We start from the raw sequence: 19692 nt of genomic DNA on the forward strand, positions 1-19692 counted from the left end.
CGGGGCGTGGGTGCGCGGGCCGGTGCCCGCGGCCCGCGTCCGCCCTCGGGGTGACCGCCGGGTTTAAGTGCGTTCCACGACCTTGCCGTCCGTGACCTCCAGGCGCCGGGTCACCCGCACCGCGTCGAGCATGCGGCGGTCGTGGGTGATCAGCAGGAGGGTGCCCTCGTAGCTGTCCAGGGCCGATTCGAGCTGCTCGATGGCCGGCAGGTCCAGGTGGTTGGTCGGCTCGTCCAGGACCAGCAGGTTGACGCCCCGGCCCTGGAGGAGGGCGAGGGCGGCGCGGGTGCGTTCGCCCGGCGAGAGGGTGGCCGCCGGGCGCATGACGTGGTCGGCCTTGAGGCCGAACTTGGCCAGCAGGGTGCGGATGTCGGCCGGTTCCAGGTCGGGGACGGCCGGGCGGAACGCGTCGAGCAGGGCCTCGGGGCCGTGGAACAGCGCGCGGGCCTGGTCGACCTCGCCGAGCAGCACCCCGGAGCCGAGGGCGGCGTGCCCGGCGTCGAGCGGGACGCGGCCGAGCAGGGCGCCCAGCAGGGTGGACTTGCCCGCGCCGTTGGCGCCGGTGACCGCCACCCGGTCGGCCCAGTCGATCTGCAGGGAGACCGGTCCGAGGGTGAAGCCGCCCCGCCGGACCTCGGCGTCCCGGAGGGTGGCGACGACCGCCCCCGAGCGGGCGGCCGCCGCGATCTCCATGCGCAGCTCCCACTCCTTGCGCGGCTCCTCGACGACGTCGAGGCGTTCGATCATGCGCTGCGTCTGGCGCGCCTTGGCGGCCTGCTTCTCGCTGGCCTCGCTGCGGAACTTGCGGCCGATCTTGTCGTTGTCGTTGCCCGCCTTGCGGCGGGCGTTCTTCACGCCCTTGTCCATCCAGGCCCGCTGCGTCTGCGCGCGGTCCTGGAGCGCGGCCCGCTTGTCGGCGTACTCCTCGAACTCGTCGCGGGCGTGCCTGCGGGCCACCTCCCGCTCCTCCAGATAGGCGGTGTAGCCGCCGCCGTAGAGATTGATCCGCCGCTGGGCGAGGTCGAGTTCCAGGACCTTGGTGACGGTGCGGGTGAGGAACTCGCGGTCGTGGCTGACGACGACGGTCCCGGCGCGCAGTCCGCCCACGAAGCGTTCGAGGCGCTCCAGGCCGTCCAGGTCGAGGTCGTTGGTCGGCTCGTCGAGGAGGAAGACGTCGTAACGGGAGAGGAGGAGGGAGGCGAGTCCGGCGCGGGCCGCCTGGCCGCCGGAGAGGGCGGTCATCGGCTGGTCCAGGTCGACGGCCAGGCCGAGGGATCCCGCGGTCTCCTCGGCGCGCTCGTCGAGGTCGGCGCCGCCCAGGGCCAGCCAGCGCTCCAGACTCGTGGCGTACGCGTCGTCGGCGCCCGGCGCCCCGTCGACCAGGGCCTGGGTCGCCTCGTCCATCGCCCGCTGCGCCTCGGCGACACCGGTGCGGCGGGCCAGGAACGCCCGCACGCTCTCGCCGGGCCGGCGCTCCGGCTCCTGCGGGAGGTGTCCTACGGTCGCGGTGGGCGGGGAGAGCCGCAGCTCGCCCTCCTCCGGTGCGGTGAGCCCGGCGAGCAGGCGCAGCAGCGTGGACTTGCCCGCGCCGTTGGCGCCGACCAGGCCGATCACGTCGCCGGGGGCGACGACGAGGTCGAGACCGGTGAACAGGGAGCGGTCTCCGTGACCGGCGGCGAGCTTCTTGGCGACGAGGGTGGCAGTCATCAGACCGCCGATCCTAACGGCCGGGCGCGGCCGGCCGCTCCGCGGTTCCTCGGCGCTCCACCGCCGTCACCAGGACCGTCCCGGCGGTGCGTGCCACGAGGTGGGCGTCGCCCCTCACCGCCTTCGCGTCCAGCGGGACGCGGTGCCGGCCCGGCTCCAGGACGCCGTCGAAGAGGTCCTGGGCGTGGGTGCGGGAGAGGCGGTCGACCCGGTAGGCGGTGAGCCGCACCCGGCAGGACGAGGTGACCTCCAGTTCCGCCCCGCCGCCGTCGGCGGTGAGGCCGGTCAGACGGCGCTGTGCGCGCGGACTGCGATCAAGGGCCTGCTCGGTCCGGGCGACCAGCAGCGGGACGATGGGGGCGGACCCGTCGACGCAGGGCACGTCGACGCCGGCGTCGGCGAAGGCGCGGCGGACGGCGTCGCGTTCCCCGGGGCCGACCGACCGGCCGAAGACCACGGCGCCGTAGCCGCGCAGTTCGTCGGCGGGGACGCCGTCGGCGCTCTGCGCGATGTCGGCGCCGATGCCGATGGTGCGCAGGGCGGCGGCGAGCCGGGCGAGCAGGGCGACCCGGGCGCCGATCAGCAGGACGCGGCGGCGGGTGCCCGGGGAGCCGCCCTCCAGGAGGGCGGCGAGCGCGGCGCGGTACTCGGTGCCGCGGAAGCGGAACGGGCCTATGCCGTGGTAGCCGTTGAACTCCAGATCGGCGTGCACGTCGGTCTGCCAGGCGAAGTCCCGCCAGACGAAGTCCTCGCCGTCGGCTTCGATGACCGCGGTGACCGCGCCACAGGCGAGGTCCTGGCACTCGGGGCAGCCGTAGACGATGTACCGGCCTGCGGGCAGCGGTGCCTCGTCCTCCAGCAGCAGGCCGCGGACCTGGGCGGTGAAGAGGGAGGGCGGGACGTCGGAGGCGAGCGGGGAGACGGCGTCCAGGTCGGAGAGGCGGAAGAGCAGGGGGCGTCCGTCGACGACGAAGTCGACGAAGTCCCGGTGGACTTGGTAGTCACCGTTGGCCAGGAGCCCACCGGCCCTCGTCGCCGGTGCCAGGCCGAAGGTCGCGTACTCGGCAGACATGCCGTGAGTATTCCCACCGCGGGACGGACCTGAGCACGGCATGACATGTTCCGCTACCGTCCCCCGATGGAAACCGAACTGGACTGTGACGTCCTGGTGGTCGGCGGCGGCGTCATCGGGCTGACGACGGCCGTGGTCCTCGCCGAGCGCGGCGTACGGGTACGGCTGTGGACGCGGGACCCGGTCGAGCGGACCACCTCGGCGGTCGCGGGCGCGCTGTGGTGGCCGTACCGGATCGAGCCGGTGGCGTCGGCGCGCGCGTGGGCGCTGCGGTCGCTGGAGGTGTACGAGGAGCTGGCGGCGCGGCCGGAGGCCACCGGTGTGCGGATGGCCGAGGGGGTGCTGGGCGAGACGGCACTGGAGGACGTCGGGGCGTGGGCCGCCGCCCGGTTGCCGGGGCTGCGCCGGGCGACGTCCGCGGAGTATCCCGCCGGGTCGGGTGTGTGGGCCCGGCTGCCGCTCGTCGACATGCCGGCCCATCTGCCGTGGCTGCGGGAGCGGTTGCGGGCGGCGGGCGCGGTGGTGGAGACGCGTACGGTGGCGGATCTGGCGGAAGCGCGGGCCCCGGTCGTGGTCAACTGCACGGGGCTGGGGGCGCGGGAGCTGGTGCCGGACCCGGCGGTGCGGCCGGTGCGGGGGCAGCTGGTGGTCGTGGAGAACCCCGGGATCCGTACCTGGACGGTCTCCACGGGGGACGACGGCGCGATGGCGTACTGCTTCCCGCATCGGGGCCGGCTGGTGCTGGGCGGTACGGCGGAGGAGGACGCCTGGTCCCTGGAGCCGGATCCCGCGGTGGCGGAGGCGATCGTGCGGCGGTGTGCGGCGCTGCGGCCGGAGATCGCCGGCGCGCGTGTCCTGGAGCACCGGGTGGGGCTGCGTCCCGCCCGCGACACCGTCCGCCTGGAGCGCGTGCCGCTCCCCGACGGCCGGCTCCTGGTCCACCACTACGGGCACGGCGGCGCGGGCGTCACGGTCGCCTGGGGCTGCGCGGAGGAGGCGGCGCGGCTGGCCGTCGGCTGACGGCGCCGGACGCGGGGGCGGGCCCGGGGAGATGGGGTCCGGTGGGCCCGCCCGCGCGGGTCAGTGCTTGCCGATGGGGTCGCCCTCCACGTCCGGGCCGCGGCCGGGGCCGATGCGGAGTTCGAATTCGCCGTCGTACTTCTTGTGTCCCTGGACGACGGCCAGCTCCACCGCCTCGGAGCCCATCTCGCCGCGCACGATGAGCGGGTCGCGGCGCAGGTCGCGCATGAGGGCCACGCACATGAAGACCATCACGACGACGAACGGCGCCGCCGCGAGGATCGTGAGGTTCTGCAGGCCGGTCAGCGCGTCGCCCTGGCCGCTGCCGACGATCAGCATGATCGCGGCCACGGCGCCGGTGAGCACGCCCCAGAACACCACGACCAGGCGGCCCGGTTCGAGGGCGCCCTTCTGCGAGAGGGTGCCCATGACGATCGAGGCCGCGTCGGCGCCCGAGACGAAGAAGATGCCGACGAGGATCATCACCAGCAGGCTCGCGGCCGTGGCCATGGGGAACTCCTGCAGCACCGCGAAGAGCCGGCCCTCGGGCGTGGCCTCCTCGCCGAGCCGCCCCTGTTCCTGGAGCTTCATCGCGGAACCGCCGAAGATCGCGAACCAGACCAGGCTGACCGTGCTGGGGACCAGGATGACGCCGCCGATGAACTGACGGATCGTGCGGCCCCGGCTGATGCGGGCGATGAACATGCCGACGAAGGGCGTCCAGGAGATCCACCACGCCCAGTAGAAGACGGTCCAGCTGCCTAGCCAGTCGGCGACGCCCTCGCCGCCGCTGGCCTCGGTGCGCCCGGCCAGCTGCGGGAGGTCACCCAGGTAGGAGAAGACCGAGGTGGGCAGCAGGTCGAGGACGACGATCGTCGGACCGGCCACGAACACGAACAGGGCGAGCACCAGCGCCAGCACCATGTTGGTGTTGGACAGCCACTGGATGCCCTTCTCCACCCCGGAGACCGCGGAGGCGACGAACGCGGCGGTCAGGATCGCGATGATGCTGACCAGCAGCCCCGTGCTCACCTTCTCCATCCAGCCCAGCTCCCGCACACCGGAGCCGATCTGGAGCGCGCCCAGGCCCAGCGAGGCCGCCGAGCCGAACACGGTCGCCACGATGGCGAGCATGTCGATGACGCGGCCCCCGATGCCGTTGGCGTTCTTCGAGCCGATCAGCGGGGTGAAGACGGCGCTGATGGTCTGCCGGCGGCGCCTGCGGAAGGTGCTGTAGGCGATGGCGAGCCCGACCACGGCGTAGATGGCCCAGGGGTGGAGCGTCCAGTGGAAGAGCGTGGTCGCCATGGCCGTCTCCATGCGGTCGCCGGAGTCGGCCGGACCGGTGCCCGGCGGGGGCGTGATGTAGTGCCCGAGCGGCTCGCTCACGCCGTAGAACATCAGGCCGATCCCCATGCCCGCGCTGAACATCATCGCGACCCAGGAGACGGTGCGGAACTCCGGTTCCTCGCCCTCGGCGCCGAGGTGGATCCGGCCGTAGCGGCTGGCCGCGAGCCAGAGGGCGAAGACGACGAAGCCGGAGGCGGCCAGCATGAACGCCCAGCCGCCGTTGTGCATCAGGCCGCCGAGCATGCTGGTGGAGGCGTTCTCCAGCGAGTCGGTCCCGACGGCGCCCCAGAGCACGAACGCGAGGGTGAGCAACGCTGTGACGCCGAACACCACCCGGTCGGTCCGGGGGCGTCCCCGGCCGGGCAGGCCCGCTTCGGAGCCCGGCAACGGGCCTGCCGTCTGATCCTTGTCACTGTGCTGGTCCTGCGTCACAGGCGGCACCTTTCGTCAGAGCCGTGGGCGGAGAGCACTCCTCCCGATAGGCCCCTACCACCTTTGGCGCAAAACTCACCTCATCGGCAGGACGTGATGGGTTCCCCTTCCACCAGGTGGTATACGGCCCGCTCGTCCAGCAGCAGCGGAACGAGCGCGCGCAGCGACTGCCGCAGCGGCACGAAGGCGCCGTCGCCGTCCGGGTGCGCGCGTATCCCGTGCAGCGCCAGCTCGTCCCGCACGTCCGCGTACTGACCCGCCGTGAGACGGTAACCGCACGGCGGGTCGGCGATCACCTCGGACGGTTCGGGCGGGTCGTTGTCGGCTCCGCCCAGGTGGACGGGGCCCGTGTCGGCGTACCCGGCGGCGCGTGCGGCGGCGGTGGCCGCCTCGACCTCGCCGCGGTGTCCGTCGGCGAAGCGGAGCAGGCCGTCGAGCGCGGCGAGCTGGGAGTGCGCCCTGCGCCGGTTGTTCAGCGCCTCGTCGGCCCGCTCCGCCTCGGTGAGCGGGTCGACGCGGCTCTCGATGAGCAGGCCGACGCCGTGTTTGATTCCGGACATGTTCCGCAGAATGCGTTCCTGTCCGTCACCGGCGGTCTGGCGGATCGGTTCACCGGTGGCCGGGTCGGTCCAGATGCCGTAGGTGCCGGTCGAGTACCCGGCGGCACCGGCGGCGGGGCGCACGTGGGCGCGGGACAGGGTCCGAGCCGCGTCGTGGACGGCGGGACGGGTGTTGAGGTTGCGCGGCCACAGGTCGAACAGGTCCTTGTCGTAGTACGGCGGGGTGGCGCCGTACTCGTGCAGGTCGTAGATCACGTCGGGGCGCCGGTCGCGGACGAGCGCGGCCAGGGCGCGGCCCTCGGCGGTCCGCAGGGCGAGGTGGTCGCGGTTGATGTCGACGCCGTCGCCGTTGCCGCGGGTGCCGGCGGCCCGGCCGTCGGGGTTGGCGGTGGGGACGACGAGCACCGTGGTGCGTTCCAGGAAGCGGCGGGTGCCGCGGTCCTCGGCGAGGGCCAGGTCGCGGACGGTGGTGAGACAGGCCTCGCGGCCGGAGGGCTCGTCGCCGTGCTGGCTGCACACGAGCAGCAGGGTGGAGGGCGCCGCTCGGTTGCCGATGGTGACGAGCCGGAGCGGACGGTCCTGGCGCGTCGTACCGATACGGCTGACGGAGACCCGGCTGCTCGCCCGGTCGACGGCCGCGAGGAACCGCTGTTCCTCGGGCTGGCTGGTCCAGCGGGCGCCGTGACTCCGCTCGAAGCCGGTGCGCGGCGGGGCGTCGTCGGCCCGGGCGGCCGGGGCGGTGACGAGGGAGGCGGCGAGGGTGGCGACGGCGGCGGTCAGGGCGCGCTTCACGGGGCCTCTCCGGGGACACGCCGGTCGGTGGGGGCGGGTCGGCGTACGCCGTCCGGAACCGTCTCCTGGTCCGTGTTCCGGGGCGTGGCGTGGGAGCCGGCGGTGGCGCGGGCGAACGCCGCCGCGCCGCCGACGAACGGGACCTGCGCGGAGGTGCGGGCCAGGTCGAGGGTGAGGGCGGGGGTGTCGGCCGGCGGGTCGATCAGGCCCCGGTCGGTGCCGGCGACGATCAGCGCCAGGCGGTGGCCCTCGGGGACGACGTGGTCGGTGGCCGCGAGGTCGAGGGTGACCGTGCGGCGCTCGCCGGGGGTGAGGGGGGCGCCCGCGCCGTCGCGGTGTCCGAGGTCGGCCCAGCCGCGGCTGACGATCGTGTGGCCGACGTCGACGGTCTTGGCGCGGGTCTCCTTGTAGCAGGAGCTGTCCCCGGCGGTGCTCTCGCCCCAGCAGGTGCGGTCGGTGACGGTGGTGATGCCCTCGCCGTCGTCGGCGTAGTCACGGATGGTGCCGGGGCCGAGGTCCACGAGGACGGCGCTCAGGTGGGCCGTCGGGGTACTGGGAGTGGCGGTGACGGTGACCCGGGAGGCGCCGGACAGCCGCAGGTCGCGGGTGAGCGGCCCGGTGACGAAGCCCGCCTTGTCCGGGGTCGGGGTGTCGACGCGGGCGGCCCAGTCGGTCTCGCTCAGCCGCGGGTCGTCGGTGAAGGTCTCGGTGCCCCTGCTCCCGCGCAGGCCCAGGGTGCCGACGCCCGGCTCGGTGCCCCGGGCGGGACGCAGGGTGGCGGTGTCGGTGCCGCGCGGCGGCCAGGTGGTCGAGGTGACCCACTGGTCGGGACGGCGTTCGATGTCGGCCATCGGCTCACGGTCGATGCCGTTGTCGAGGCCGAGGAGTTCGTGGTCGAACCAGCGGTGCAGGGTGTCGACCCAGTCGGCGCGGCGGAAGTCGAAGGGGTCGACGTGGCCGGTCTGGGAGAGCCAGATCTTGCGCTGCACCCCGTTCTTCGCCAGCGCGTCCCACCAGGGGCCGACGTGCTGCATGCGCACGTTGAGGTCCTGCGCGCCGTGCACCAGGAAGACGCTGGCCTTCACGTTCTTCGCGGCCCGCACGTAGTCGCGTTCGGACCACAGGGGCGTCCAGTCGCCGGTGCGCGGGGCGCCCTCGACGAGTTCGTCCTGCACGGCGGCGCACCGGGCGCGGGCGTCGGGGCTCTCGACGTACTGCGACAGCCAATCGGGGCCGGAGTCGTACAGCGGGGCGCCCTGGCTGAAGTAGTAGTCGTACCAGGAGGAGATGGCGGCGATCGGGACGATGGTCTCCAGGCCCTCGACGCCGGTCGCGGCGACGCCGTTGGCGATGGTGCCGTCCCAGCTCTTGCCGATCATTCCGGTGCGGCCGTTGGTCCAGCCGGCGTCGGCCCGTTCGGTGCCGGTGCGGGTGGTGTACGCCGTGCCGCGGCCGTTGAGCCAGTCGACGACGGCCTTCGCGGACTGGACGTCGGAGCGGCCGCCGACGTCCACGCAGCCGTCGGAGCGGTTGGTCCCGGCCAGGTCGACGCCGACGACGGCGTAGCCGCGCGGCACGAAGTAGTTGTCGTAGAACAGCGGCATCTGTACGACGTCGCCGTTCTCGTCGTAGGTCTTCTTCTGGCTCTCGTTGCCGCGTCCGCAGCAGGAGTAGTACGGGCTGGCGTCCATGATGACGGGCACCTTGCGGCCCTGCCGCGCGGGTTCGCGGGGCCGGACGATGTCGACGGCGACCCGGTCGGTCGCGCCGTCCCGGTCCTCGTCGAGTCCGGTGTCCACCCAGACGGCCTCGCGGACGGCGTCCTCGTAGGAGTGGACGGGCAGGCTCTCGCGCGGCGCGGCCTCCGCCGCGGCGGGGGTGAGCAGCGTGGCCGTCAGGGCGGCGGTGGCCGCCGCGGCGAGGGTTCTCCAGGGCGTGAAGCGCGTGCGTTTCGGCATGCGCGGACGGTACATCGGTCAACACCCGTGCAGAAGAGGGCGGCTGACGCACCGTAAGGCGGACGTGGCCGGTATGGCCCCGTGCGTCCGGTGGTACGCGGTGTCCCGCGCGGTGCCGGCCGTCACCCCCTCGACTGGGGCTGCCGCGGGGTGGTGGCGGCCGCCCGCGCATCGGGCTCCCGCGCGATGGTGGCCGTCACCCTCGGCCCGGGCTGCCGCACGGTGTTCGCCGTCACCCCCGGCCCGGGCTGCCACGGGGTGGTGGCGGCCACCCGTGCATCCGGCTTCCGCGCGGTGTTGACCCGCCGCCCCGGCCCGGGCACCCGCGCGGCGCCGGGGATCTGCGCGGCCGGGGGCGCCGGAGCGCGCGGCCGCGCTCAGGCGTCGTGGTCGTACACCGTCACCGGTATGTTCCGCGCGACGAGCCGCTCGGTGACGAGTGGCTCGATCCGGGACCACTTCCCGCCGGCCAGCCCGCAGCCGATGCGGGGCATGTGCACGGACGCGCCGAGATCGGCCGCGTGGCCGGCGAGGGCGGTGAGGGCCGTGTCGATCGCCTCGTAGCGGACGGGGACGCCCTTGCTGCCGGTCCTGGTACCCCGCTGGCCGATCATGTTGGCCACCCGGACGTACCGCTCCACCCGGACCAGCTGCACGGCGCCCAGCGCGAAGTCGTTCGACGCGCGGTCGCGGTGCCAGGCGCGGTACGCGGCCTCCGGTTCGGGCCAGCGGCGGGACACGGCCAGGACGAAGCCCTTTCCCCAGCCCCCGATGTCGTTGCAGACATGGGCGACGATCTTGACGCCCTTCACCGACGGAGCGGTGGCGTCACCCCGGACATATGTGATCCCCGACATGACGCCACCGTAGGCGCTGCCACTGACAGTGGCCCCGGCCGTCTACCGCGCGGAGCCGCCCATCCGGTCCAGCTCGCGCTCGGCGACGCGGCGGCGCACCCCGTACCAGCCCGCGACCAGCATCACCGCGATGACCGGGACGAGGAGGACGGTCTTCCGTCCGACGTCGGGGTCGTTCCACATGAGGCCGAGGACGGACACCAGGAAGACGATGGTGACGATCTCGGTGACCGGGCTGCCGGGCAGCCGGAACGACGGGCGGGTGACCAGGCCCTCGCGGGCGCGGCGGACGAAGATCAGGTGGCAGATCATGATGATCACCCAGGTGCTGATGATGCCGAGCGAGGCGACGTTCAGCACGATCTCGAAGGCCTGGCTCGGCACCAGGAAGTTCAGGCCGACGCCGAGCACGCACACGCCGCAGGTCAGCAGGATGCCGCCGTAGGGCACCTGGCTGCGGTTCATCCGGGCGGTGAACTTCGGGGCGGAGCCCGCCATGGCCATGGAGCGCAGGATGCGCCCGGTGGAGTACAGGCCGGAGTTCAGCGACGACATCGCGGCCGTGAGGACGACGAGGTTCATCACGTCACCGGCCGCCGGGACGCCGATCTTCGACAGGACCGTGACGAAGGGGCTCTCCCCGGCCGAGTACATCGAGCCGGGCAGCAGCAGGGCGAGCAGCACGACCGAACCGACGTAGAAGAGGCCGACGCGCCACATGATGGAGTTCACCGCGCGGGGGACGACCTTCTCCGGTTCGGCGGTCTCGCCCGCGGCGACGCCGACCAGTTCCAGCGCCGCGTACGCGAAGATCACGCCCTGCATGACGAGGACGACGGGCAGCACTCCGTGCGGGAGGACACCGCCGTTGTCGGTGATCATGTTCAGGCCGGGGGTGCCGCCGCCCACCTCGTGCTGGGTGGCGAGCAGGAAGATGCCGACGAGCATGAAGGCGATCAGGGTGGCGACCTTGACGATCGCGAACCAGAACTCCAGCTCACCGAAGATCTTCACCGAGATCAGGTTCACCGCCAGCACCACCGCGAGGGCGATCAGCGCGAGCACCCACTGCGGGATGTCGGTGAACATGCTCCAGTAGTGCGTGTAGAGCGCGATCGCGGTGATGTCGGCGATGCCGGTCGTCGACCAGTTGAGGAAGTACATCCAGCCGGCGACGTAGGCGCCCTTCTCGCCGAGGAACTCGCGCGCGTACGACACGAAGGAGCCCGACGACGGCCGGTACAGGACCAGCTCGCCCAGGGCGCGGACGACGAAGAAGGCGAAGACGCCGCAGACCAGGTAGGCCAGGGCCAGCGCCGGGCCGGCGTCGTGCAGGCGTCCTCCGGCGCCCAGGAAGAGTCCGGTGCCGATCGCGCCGCCGATGGCGATCATGTTGACGTGCCGGGCCTTGAGGTCCTTGCTGTAGCCGGCGTCGCCCGCGTCCGCGGGCACCGGGGCCGCGGTGGGGTCGGCGGCCGTTGCCGTGTTCACGGCGTCCTTGCTCACGCGTGGTTCCACTCTCTGGTGCGCTCGGGCGGCTCGCGCCCGGGTGTTCCGGATTGCCTCGGCCGGCGCGCTCGGTTCAGGGCACAGACCAAGGGGGCACTTTTCCAGACTTCCGGAAGAGTATGCGATGGCAAAGATCACACCGCGGCACTTCTCACATGGCCGCGCGGAGAGCCTCGGAGGGTGTAACAGCACCGGTGGTACAGCGATACTGCTGCACATGACGACCGAGACCGAGGGGCCCCGGCGGCGGCAGGAGTGCGAGGAGCCGACGCTCACCATCGACGAACTGGCGGCCCGCGCGGGCGTCACGGTGCGCACCGTCCGCTTCTACGGCACCAAGGGCCTGCTGCCTCCCCCGGTGATCGGTCCCCGGCGGGTCGGGCACTACGGGCGGGAGCACCTGGCCCGGCTGGCGCTCATCGAGGAGCTGCAGCGCCAGGGCATGACGCTGGCCGCCATCGAGCGGTACCTGGGGCGGCTGCCGGCCGACCTGAGCGTGCGGGAGCTGGGGATCCAGCGGGCGGTGGTGGCGTCCTGGGCGCCGGACACCACCGAGACGGTCACGCGCGGGGAGCTGGACCGCCGGGCGGGGCGGCCGCTCACCGACGAGGAGGTCGGGCGGCTGGTGGCGATGGACGTCGTGCGGCGCGACGGCGACGGCTTCGGGGTCGACGCCGGGCTGCTGCGGCTCGGCGTCGAGCTGCTGGACGTACCGCTGTCGCAGGAGACGATCCTCGCCGCCCGCACGGCGCTCGTCGAGCACTCCCGCGCGGCGGCCCACGAGCTGTCGCGGCTGCTGCGCGACGCCGTGGCGGAGAGGGACGCGCGGGATGTGCGGTCCCTGTCCGCCAGGATGCATCCGCTCGTGGTGCAGGCGCTGCTCACCGCCTTCCAGCGGTCGCTGAAGGAGGAGCTGCGGGAGTGGCTCGACGACGACCAGGGGTGAGACCCCCGGCCCGAGGTGCCCTCGCGCGGGGGCACCTCGGGCCGTGTCAGCGCGCGTCCCTGAAGACCTCCCCCTTCTCGGCCTTGGCGACCAGCAGGGCCGGCGGGGTGAAGCGCTCGCCGTAGCGCTCGGCGAGTTCCCGCGCGCGGGCCACGAAGCCGGGCAGTCCGCCGTCGTAGCCGTTGATGTACTGGAGCACGCCACCGGTCCAGCCGGGGAAGCCGATGCCGAGAATGGAGCCGATGTTGGCGTCGGCGACGGAGGTGAGCACGCCCTCCTCCAGCAGCCGCACGGTGTCCAGCGCCTCGGCGAACAGCATGCGCTCCTGCATGTCCCGGAACGGGATCTCGTGCCCGGGCTCGGTGCTGTGCTGGCCCGCGGGGCGACCCCCGGAACCCCCGAAATGCTCGCGCAGGCCCGGCCACAGGGCGCCGCGCCGGCCGTCCTCGCCGTACTCGTAGAAGCCGGCGCCGCCGCTGCGGCCGGGGCGGCCGAACTCGTCGACCATGCGGTCGACGACCGCCTCGGCGGGGTGCGCGGTCCAGGTGCCGCCCGCCTCCTCGACCGCCCGCTTCGACTCGTTCCTGATCTTGCGGGGCAGGGTGAGGGTGAGCTCGTCCATGAGGGCGAGCACCTTGGCGGGGTAGCCGGCCTGGGCGGCGGCCTGCTCGACGGAGGCGGGCTCGATGCCCTCCCCGACCATGGCGACGCCCTCGTTGATGAAGTGGCCGATCACCCGTGAGGTGAAGAAGCCCCGCGAGTCGTTGACGACGATCGGGGTCTTCTTGATCTGCCGGACCAGGTCGAAGGCGCGGGCCAGCGCCTCGTCGCCGGTGCGCTCGCCCTTGATGATCTCCACCAGCGGCATCTTGTCGACGGGCGAGAAGAAGTGCAGGCCGATGAAGTCGCCCTGGCGCTCGACGCCCTCGGCGAGGGCCGTGATGGGCAGGGTGGAGGTGTTGGAGCACAGCAGCGCGTCGGGGGCGACGACGTGCTGGATCTCCTGGAACACCTTGTGCTTGAGCGCGGTGTCCTCGAAGACGGCCTCGATGACCGCGTCGCAGCCGGCCAGGTCGGCCGCCTCGGCGGTGGGCGTGATGCGGGCGAGCAGCGCGTCGGCCTTCTCCTGGGTGGTGCGGCCCTTGGCGACGGCCTTGGCGCACAGCTTCTCGGAGTAGCCCTTGCCCTTGACGGCCGCTTCCAGGGAGACGTCCTTGAGGACGACGTCGATGCCCGCGCGGGCGCAGGAGTAGGCGATGCCGGCGCCCATCATCCCGGCGCCGAGGACGGCGACCCTGCGGACCTGGCGCGGCTCGATGCCCTGGGGGCGGTTGGCGCCGGAGTTGACGGCCTGGAGGTCGAAGAAGAACGCCTGGATCATGTTCTTCGACGTCTGTCCGGCGGCCAGCTCGACGAAGTAGCGGGCCTCGATGACCTGGGCGGTCTCGAAGTCGACCTGGGCGCCCTCGACGGCGGCGGCGAGGATGTTGCGCGGGGCCGGGTAGGGGGCGCCGTTCGTCTGCTTGCGCAGGGTGGCCGGGAAGGCGGGCAGGTTGGCCGCGAACTTCGGGTGCGACGGGGTGCCGCCGGGGATGCGGTAGCCGGGCCGGTCCCAGGGCTGGGCGGACTCGGGGTGGGCGTCGATGAAGGCGCGGGCCTTGGCCAGCATCTCCTCGGGGGTGTCGGCCACCTCGTCCACGAGGCCGTTGTCCAGGGCGCGCCGGGGGCTGTACTGGGTGCCCTGGAGGAGCACCTTGAGGAGGGCGTCGGCGATGCCGAGCAGGCGGACGGTGCGGACGACGCCGCCGCCTCCGGGGAGCAGGCCGAGGGTGACCTCGGGGCAGCCGATCTTGGAGCCGGGGGCGTCGAGGGCGACGCGGTGGTGGCAGGCCAGGGCGAGTTCGTAGCCGCCGCCGAGGGCCGCGCCGTTGAGCGCGGCGACGACGGGCTTGCCGAGGGTTTCGATCCGGCGCAGCTGCCGCTTGATCGCCATGCCGCCGTCGAACAGGTCCTGCGCCGTCTCGGGGGTGACCCGGATCAGGTCGCGCAGGTCGCCGCCGGCGAAGAAGGTCTTCTTGGCGGAGGTGAGGATGACGCCGCGGATGTTCTCCCGCTCCGCCTCCAGGCGGTCGGTGATCACGGCGAGCGAGTCGCGGAACGCCTGGTTCATGGTGTTGGCGGACTGGCTGGGGTCGTCCAGGACGAGGGTGACGACGCCGGTGTCGTCCTGTTCCCAGCGGATGGTGGTGCTCTCGGTCATGAGGGGGTCTCCGGGTCTTCGGGGAAGTCGCGTGGCGGTCGCTGGGAATCAGAGGCGTTCGACGACGGTGGCGATGCCCATGCCGCCGCCGACGCAGAGCGTGGCGAGGCCGTAGCGCTTGTCCTGGCGCTCCAGTTCGTCCACGAGGGTGCCGAGGATCATCGCGCCGGTGGCGCCGAGCGGGTGGCCGAGCGCGATGGCGCCGCCGTTGACGTTGACCTTGTCCAGGGACAGGCCCATGTCCTTCACGAAGCGCAGCACGACCGCCGCGAACGCCTCGTTGATCTCCACGAGGTCGATGTCGTCGATGGTCAGGCCGGCCTTGGCGAGCGCCTTGCGGGTGGCGGGGGCGGGGCCGGTGAGCATGATGGTGGGCTCGGAGCCGGACACGGCGGCGGAGACGATCCGCGCACGCGGGGTGAGCCCGTAGCGCTCGCCGATCTCCCGGGAGCCGATGGCGACGAGGGCGGCGCCGTCGACGATGCCGGAGGAGTTGCCCGCGTGGTGGACGTGGTCGATCTTCTCGACCCAGTGGTACTGCTGGAGCGCGACCGCGTCGAAGCCGCCCAGCTCGCCGATGTCCGCGAAGGACGGCTTGAGCCCGCCCAGCGAGTCGGCGGTGGTGCCGGGGCGCATGTGCTCGTCGTGGTCGAGGACGACGAGGCCGCTGCGGTCCCGCACCGGGACGACGGAGCGCTCGAAGCGGTTCTCCTTCCAGGCGGTGGCCGCGCGCTCCTGGGACAGCGCCGCGTACTCGTCGACGTCGCGGCGGGAGAAGCCCTCGATGGTGGCGATCAGGTCGGCTCCGATGCCCTGCGGCACGAAGTTGACCTGGAGGTTGGTCATCGGGTCGTTGAACCAGGCGCCGCCGTCGGAGGCCATCGGCACCCGCGACATCGACTCGACGCCGCCCGCGAGGATCAGGTCCTCCCAGCCCGAACGCACCTTGGCGGCGGCCATGTTGACGGCCTCGAGGCCGGAGGCACAGAAGCGGTTCTCCTGCACGCCGGCCACCGTGTCGGGCAGTCCTGCGGCGACGGCGGCGATGCGGGCGATGTCGGAGCCCTGGTCGCCGACGGGTCCGACGACACCGAGCACGATGTCGTCCACGGCGGCCGGGTCGAGGCCGGGGAAGCGGTCGCGGATCTCGTGGATGAGGCCGACGACCAGGTCGATGGGCTTGGTGCCGTGCAGGGCGCCGTTGGCCTTGCCGCGCCCGCGCGGGGTGCGGATCGCGTCGTACACGTACGCTTCGGTGCTCACGAGGGGGCCTTTCGCTGAGGGTTCGCGGGCGAGGACAGCAGCTGGGGTACGTCCCAGTCGCGGGCCACGTCGTCGGTGTCGGCGCCCGGCCGGGCGGGCCCGGTGCGGACGCTGGTGGGGGTGGCGGAGAAGCGGGGGGCCGGGGCGGGCTGGGTGGTGCCGCCGTGGCCGGTGAAGGTGGCGCGGGCGGCGAGGTGCGGGTGGTGCGGGGCCTCGCGCAGCGACAGTACGGGCGCCACGCAGGCGTCGGTGCCCTCGAAGACGGCCGTCCACTCGTCGCGGGTGCGGGACCTGAAGCGTGCGGCGACCTCTTCGCGCAGCTCCGGCCACCGGGTGACGACGGTGTGGGCGGCGGCCCGGTCCGCCACGCCGAGCAGGCGCAGGAACTCGGCGTAGAACCGCGGTTCCAGCGCGCCGACCGCCATGTGCCGGCCGTCGGCGGTCTCGTAGGTGCCGTAGTACGGGCAGCCGCCGTCGAGGAGGTTGGCGCCGCGCCGGTCCTGCCAGGCGCCGGCCGCGAGCATGCCGTGGATCATCGCGGAGAGGTGGGCGGTGCCGTCCACGATGGCGGCGTCGACGACCTGTCCGGTGCCGGTGGCGCGCGCGTGGTGGAGGGCGGCGAGGACGCCGACGACGAGGTACAGGGAGCCGCCCGCGTAGTCGCCGAGCAGGTTGGCGGGGACGGCCGGGGGCCGGTCCGGGTCGCCGATCATGCCGAGGGTGCCGGTGAGGGCGATGTAGGCGATGTCATGGCCCGCGCGGTCGGCGAGGGGACCGTCCTGGCCCCAGCCGGTCATCCGGCCGTAGACGAGGCGGGGGTTGCGGGCGTGGCAGTCGGCGGGGCCGACGCCGAGGCGTTCGGCGACGCCGGGGCGGTAGCCCTCGACGAGCACGTCGGCGCGCTCGGCGAGGTCGAGGACGCGGGCGGCCCCGTCGGGTGCCTTGAGGTCGACGATCACCGAGCGCTTGTTGCGGTTGGTGACGTCGTGGGCGGGGTCGATGCCGAGCCCGGGGCCGCCCGGGCGGTCCACGCGGACGACGTCGGCCCCCAGGTCGGCCAGGAGCATCGCGGCGAACGGGCCGGGCCCGATGCCGGCCAGTTCGAGCACGCGCACGCCGGTGAGCGGACCGTGCCGCGGCGCCTTCGCCTCTGTCATCGAGCCCCCAACGACTGTGACACCACTGATGTAACACCTGTGATGTTAAGAACGCGTTCCACCCGGCACAAGAGGGAAACGAGCAAGCGCTTAGCCACTGTACGGGCCGCTCGCCGCCGTCCGGCGGCCCCGGCGCGCATCCCGTTACGCGGTCCCCGGCGGCGGACCCGCCCCGGGGACGCCGGCCGGCGGCCGCGGGCGGACCGAGGGCGCGGGCGCATACTTTTCGCCCTTCTTCAGGGCGTTCCTGGACACGGCCATGGGCTTCCTCCGGGCTCGTCGTCGGCGCTCCGCATCCCTCACGCTAGCCTCGGCCACCGACAGCGGCGCGGCTGCACGACCAAGGGGTGTCATGAACAGGCTGAGCAGGACGGACCGTCCGTACGACATCGTGCTCTTCGGGGCGACCGGCTTCGTCGGGACGCTGACCGCGGAGTACCTCGCCGCCCATGCTCCCGCCGGGCTGCGCTGGGCGCTGGCCGGCCGCGACGAGCGGAAGCTGGAGCGGCTGCGGGACCGGCTGCCCGGCGGCGCGGACGTCGGCCTGCTGCGGGCGGACGTCTCCGACCCGGCCTCGCTGCGCGCCCTCGCCGAACAGGCGCGCGTGGTGGCCACGACCGTGGGCCCCTACGTGGACTACGGCGAGGAACTGGTCGCCGCCTGCGCGGACTTCGGCACGGACTACGTCGACCTGACCGGTGAGCCGGAGTTCGTGGACCTGATGTACGTCCGTCACGACGCACGCGCGCGGGAGACCGGGGCGCGGCTGGTGCACGCCTGCGGCTTCGACTCGGTGCCGCACGACCTGGGCGCGTACTTCACCGTGCGGCAGCTGCCGGAGGGGGTGCCGCTGACCGTGGACGGTTTCGTGACCGCCGACGCGGCCTTCTCGGGCGGGACGTTCGCCTCGGCGCTGAACCAGTTCGCCCGGCACCGGCAGCTCCGCGCGGCGGCACGGGACCGGCGGCGCCACGAACCGCGGCTGATGGGCCGCCGGGTGTCGGCGCCGACGGGTGCGCCGCGCCACGTGCCGGAGGTCGGTGCCTGGGCCCTGCCGCTGCCGACCATCGACGCGCAGATCGTGCGCCGCTCGGCCCGGGCGCTCGACCGGTACGGGCCCGACTTCCGCTACCGGCACTACGCGGCCGTCCGGCGGCTGCCGGTGGCGGTGGGCGGGACCGTGGCCGTGGGCGCCCTGGTCACGGCGGCCCAGCTCCCCGCGTTGCGGCGCCGGCTCTCCGACCGGCTGCGGCCCGGTGACGGGCCGGACGCCGAGAAGCGCGCCCGCAGCTGGTTCACCGTCCGCTTCGTCGGCGAGGGCGGCGGACGACGGGTGTTCACGGAGGTCTCGGGCGGCGACCCCGGCTACGACGAGACGGCGAAGATGCTGGCCGAGGGCGCCCTCTGTCTCGCCCTCGACGAGCTGCCGCCCACGGCGGGGCAGGTCACGACGGCGGTGGCGATGGGCGACGCGCTGATCGGGCGGCTGCGCGCGGCGGGGCTGCGCTTCCGCGTCGCCGCGACACGCTGACGGCGCCGCCGGCCGGGGGCCGCGTCGTCAGAGCGGCCACTCGACCAGCGTGTAGATCATTCCGGCGATCCAGCCCAGCCCGGCCAGGACGGCGAGGACGAGACCGATGATCACGGTCCGCTCGGCGGGCCGGCCGTCGGCGGCAACGGGCTTGGGTGCGCGGTGCGTTGTCATGCCCGTCAGCCTGCCGGGCCGGGCACGTCCCGGGCATCCGTACGCGTACTCAGCCCCGGTACTCAGATCGCCCGGGCCCGCTCACGCCCGCGATGACCCCCGCTGGAGACTTTCACCGCTCCGAGCCCGGCGCTACCCGGGCGAAGCGGACGACAAGTCTCCATGGGAAGTTCAATGAAACACTTGAGGGCATGCGATTTCTTCTCGAAGTCACCATGGGTGACGAGGCGTTGGCGAAGGACCCCGCCGGGGAGCTGGGGCGGATCCTGCGCTACTGGGGCGGCAATCTGCGCCACTACGCGCTGGAGCCCGGGGACGGGGCGGTGATCCACGACTCGGAGTACCGCGAAGTGGGGCGGTGGGGCATCGACGACGCGACCTGACTAGGAGACCTCGCCGAGCGCGCGGCGGCACAGGGCGTCCGCCCTGCGGGTGGTCTCCGGGAGGCGGTACGCGGGGGCCAGGGCGAGGGTGTGGGCGCAGGCGTTGTCCAGGCTCACGCGGTGGCCGACCGAGACGAAGACCGGCTTGACGCCGTCCCTGGTGCGCAGGGCACGGCCGACCTCCTCGCGGCCGGCGAGCAACGGGGCCGTGCTGCCGCGCGGGGTGTCCGGTTCGTCGTGGGTGAAGGTGAACGGGTTCTTGGCGACGCCGATCGTCGGCAGTCCGGTGAGCACGCCGAGGTGGCTGGCGAGGCCGAAGCGGCGGGGGTGGGCCAGGCCGTAGCCGTCGCAGACCACCAGGCCCGGCTCGCACGGCAGCGCCGCCAGGGCGGCCAGCACGGTGGGAATCTCCCGGAAGGCGAGCAGTCCGGGCACGTAGGGGAAGGAGATCCGGCCGACGGCGGTGGCCTCGGCGACGACGTCGAGGCTCGCCGCGTCCAGGACGACGGCCGCCGCGGCGACCACGTCCCGTTCGTCGTCGTACGCCACGTCCACCCCGGTGACGTGGCCCGTACCGGGCGGCGGGCCCGGCTCGTCGAGCACCACCCGCGCGCGCAGCGCGTCCTGCACCGCGCGGGCCTCTTCCTCGGTCACGGGCCAGTCGGCGGGGGTGCGTACGGTCGTCATGGTGCCCCGAGCCTACGGGGCGCGCGCGGCCCGC

At 73.4% G+C, this 19692-nt stretch carries 16 protein-coding genes; 4 read left to right on the top strand and 12 right to left on the bottom strand.

Annotated elements, in window-relative coordinates:
* Positions 1–63: 63 nt before the first annotated feature.
* Together FHX78_RS03840 and FHX78_RS03845 are read right to left on the bottom strand one after the other, a co-directional pair.
* Positions 64–1707 (bottom strand): ABC-F family ATP-binding cassette domain-containing protein, encoded by a 1644-nt coding sequence (locus FHX78_RS03840; protein ID WP_145866047.1) that lies wholly within the window; start codon positions 1705–1707, stop codon positions 64–66.
* A gap of 13 nt (positions 1708–1720) precedes the next feature.
* Positions 1721–2779, bottom strand: coding sequence for an oxidoreductase (locus tag FHX78_RS03845; RefSeq protein ID WP_145866048.1), 1059 nt, complete (start codon positions 2777–2779; stop codon positions 1721–1723).
* A 66-nt stretch (positions 2780–2845) separates the two neighbouring features.
* Here FHX78_RS03845 and FHX78_RS03850 point away from each other — a divergent pair, with 66 nt between their 5' ends.
* Entirely contained in the window at positions 2846–3799 is a 954-nt protein-coding gene (locus FHX78_RS03850; protein ID WP_145866049.1) for an FAD-dependent oxidoreductase, read from the top strand.
* 60 nt (positions 3800–3859) lie between these two features.
* Here FHX78_RS03850 and FHX78_RS03855 read toward each other — a convergent pair whose 3' ends face one another.
* The 5 genes from FHX78_RS03855 to FHX78_RS03875 all read right to left on the bottom strand — a co-directional run bounded on the left by FHX78_RS03855 (position 3860) and on the right by FHX78_RS03875 (position 11254).
* Positions 3860–5581 (bottom strand): BCCT family transporter, encoded by a 1722-nt coding sequence (locus FHX78_RS03855; RefSeq protein WP_145866050.1) that lies wholly within the window; start codon positions 5579–5581, stop codon positions 3860–3862.
* A gap of 80 nt (positions 5582–5661) precedes the next feature.
* Positions 5662–6933, bottom strand: coding sequence for a M14 family metallopeptidase (locus tag FHX78_RS03860; protein WP_145866051.1), 1272 nt, complete (start codon positions 6931–6933; stop codon positions 5662–5664).
* Positions 6930–8891: a Xaa-Pro dipeptidyl-peptidase gene (locus FHX78_RS03865; RefSeq protein WP_145866052.1), complete on the bottom strand. Its 1962-nt coding sequence runs from the start codon at positions 8889–8891 to the stop codon at positions 6930–6932. Before FHX78_RS03865 ends, FHX78_RS03860 begins: the two co-directional genes overlap by 4 nt.
* Before the next feature lie 377 nt (positions 8892–9268).
* Positions 9269–9748, bottom strand: a complete 480-nt coding sequence (locus FHX78_RS03870; RefSeq protein ID WP_145866053.1) for a macro domain-containing protein — start codon at positions 9746–9748, stop codon at positions 9269–9271.
* 42 nt (positions 9749–9790) lie between these two features.
* Positions 9791–11254 carry an amino acid permease gene (locus FHX78_RS03875; RefSeq protein ID WP_145866054.1) on the bottom strand — a complete coding sequence of 488 codons (1464 nt, stop codon included), beginning with the start codon at positions 11252–11254 and terminating at the stop codon, positions 9791–9793.
* 220 nt (positions 11255–11474) lie between these two features.
* Here FHX78_RS03875 and FHX78_RS03880 point away from each other — a divergent pair, with 220 nt between their 5' ends.
* Positions 11475–12203, top strand: a complete 729-nt coding sequence (locus tag FHX78_RS03880) for a MerR family transcriptional regulator (RefSeq protein ID WP_167531675.1) — start codon at positions 11475–11477, stop codon at positions 12201–12203.
* Between the two features lie 46 nt (positions 12204–12249).
* On the opposite strand, the gene FHX78_RS03885 is transcribed toward FHX78_RS03880, so the two are convergent.
* Genes FHX78_RS03885 through FHX78_RS03895 form a run of 3 tightly spaced genes read right to left on the bottom strand, consistent with a single transcriptional unit; the run spans position 12250 to position 16883 of the window.
* Complete coding sequence (locus FHX78_RS03885) at positions 12250–14463, bottom strand: 3-hydroxyacyl-CoA dehydrogenase NAD-binding domain-containing protein (RefSeq protein WP_145866056.1); 2214 nt, start codon at positions 14461–14463, stop codon at positions 12250–12252.
* A 48-nt stretch (positions 14464–14511) separates the two neighbouring features.
* The gene (locus FHX78_RS03890) at positions 14512–15726 is read right to left on the bottom strand and encodes an acetyl-CoA C-acetyltransferase (RefSeq protein ID WP_145866057.1); all 1215 of its coding nucleotides are present in this window, start codon (positions 15724–15726) and stop codon (positions 14512–14514) included.
* Positions 15723–16883: a CaiB/BaiF CoA transferase family protein gene (locus FHX78_RS03895; RefSeq protein WP_145866058.1), complete on the bottom strand. Its 1161-nt coding sequence runs from the start codon at positions 16881–16883 to the stop codon at positions 15723–15725. Before FHX78_RS03895 ends, FHX78_RS03890 begins: the two co-directional genes overlap by 4 nt.
* Positions 16884–17235: 352 nt before the next feature.
* Here FHX78_RS03895 and FHX78_RS03900 point away from each other — a divergent pair, with 352 nt between their 5' ends.
* Positions 17236–18414: a saccharopine dehydrogenase family protein gene (locus FHX78_RS03900; RefSeq protein ID WP_145866059.1), complete on the top strand. Its 1179-nt coding sequence runs from the start codon at positions 17236–17238 to the stop codon at positions 18412–18414.
* 27 nt (positions 18415–18441) lie between these two features.
* Here FHX78_RS03900 and mmpA read toward each other — a convergent pair whose 3' ends face one another.
* Complete coding sequence (gene mmpA, locus FHX78_RS36655; protein WP_167531676.1) at positions 18442–18588, bottom strand: morphogenic membrane protein MmpA; 147 nt, start codon at positions 18586–18588, stop codon at positions 18442–18444.
* A 191-nt stretch (positions 18589–18779) separates the two neighbouring features.
* Between mmpA and FHX78_RS03905 the strand changes: the two genes are divergently transcribed.
* Positions 18780–18971, top strand: a complete 192-nt coding sequence (locus FHX78_RS03905) for a hypothetical protein (protein WP_145866060.1) — start codon at positions 18780–18782, stop codon at positions 18969–18971.
* Here FHX78_RS03905 and FHX78_RS03910 read toward each other — a convergent pair whose 3' ends face one another.
* Positions 18972–19658, bottom strand: coding sequence for an endonuclease V (locus FHX78_RS03910; protein WP_145866061.1), 687 nt, complete (start codon positions 19656–19658; stop codon positions 18972–18974).
* Positions 19659–19692: the final 34 nt, after the last annotated feature.

The sequence above is a fragment of the Streptomyces capillispiralis genome (assembly GCF_007829875.1).
GTDB lineage: Bacteria > Actinomycetota > Actinomycetes > Streptomycetales > Streptomycetaceae > Streptomyces > Streptomyces capillispiralis.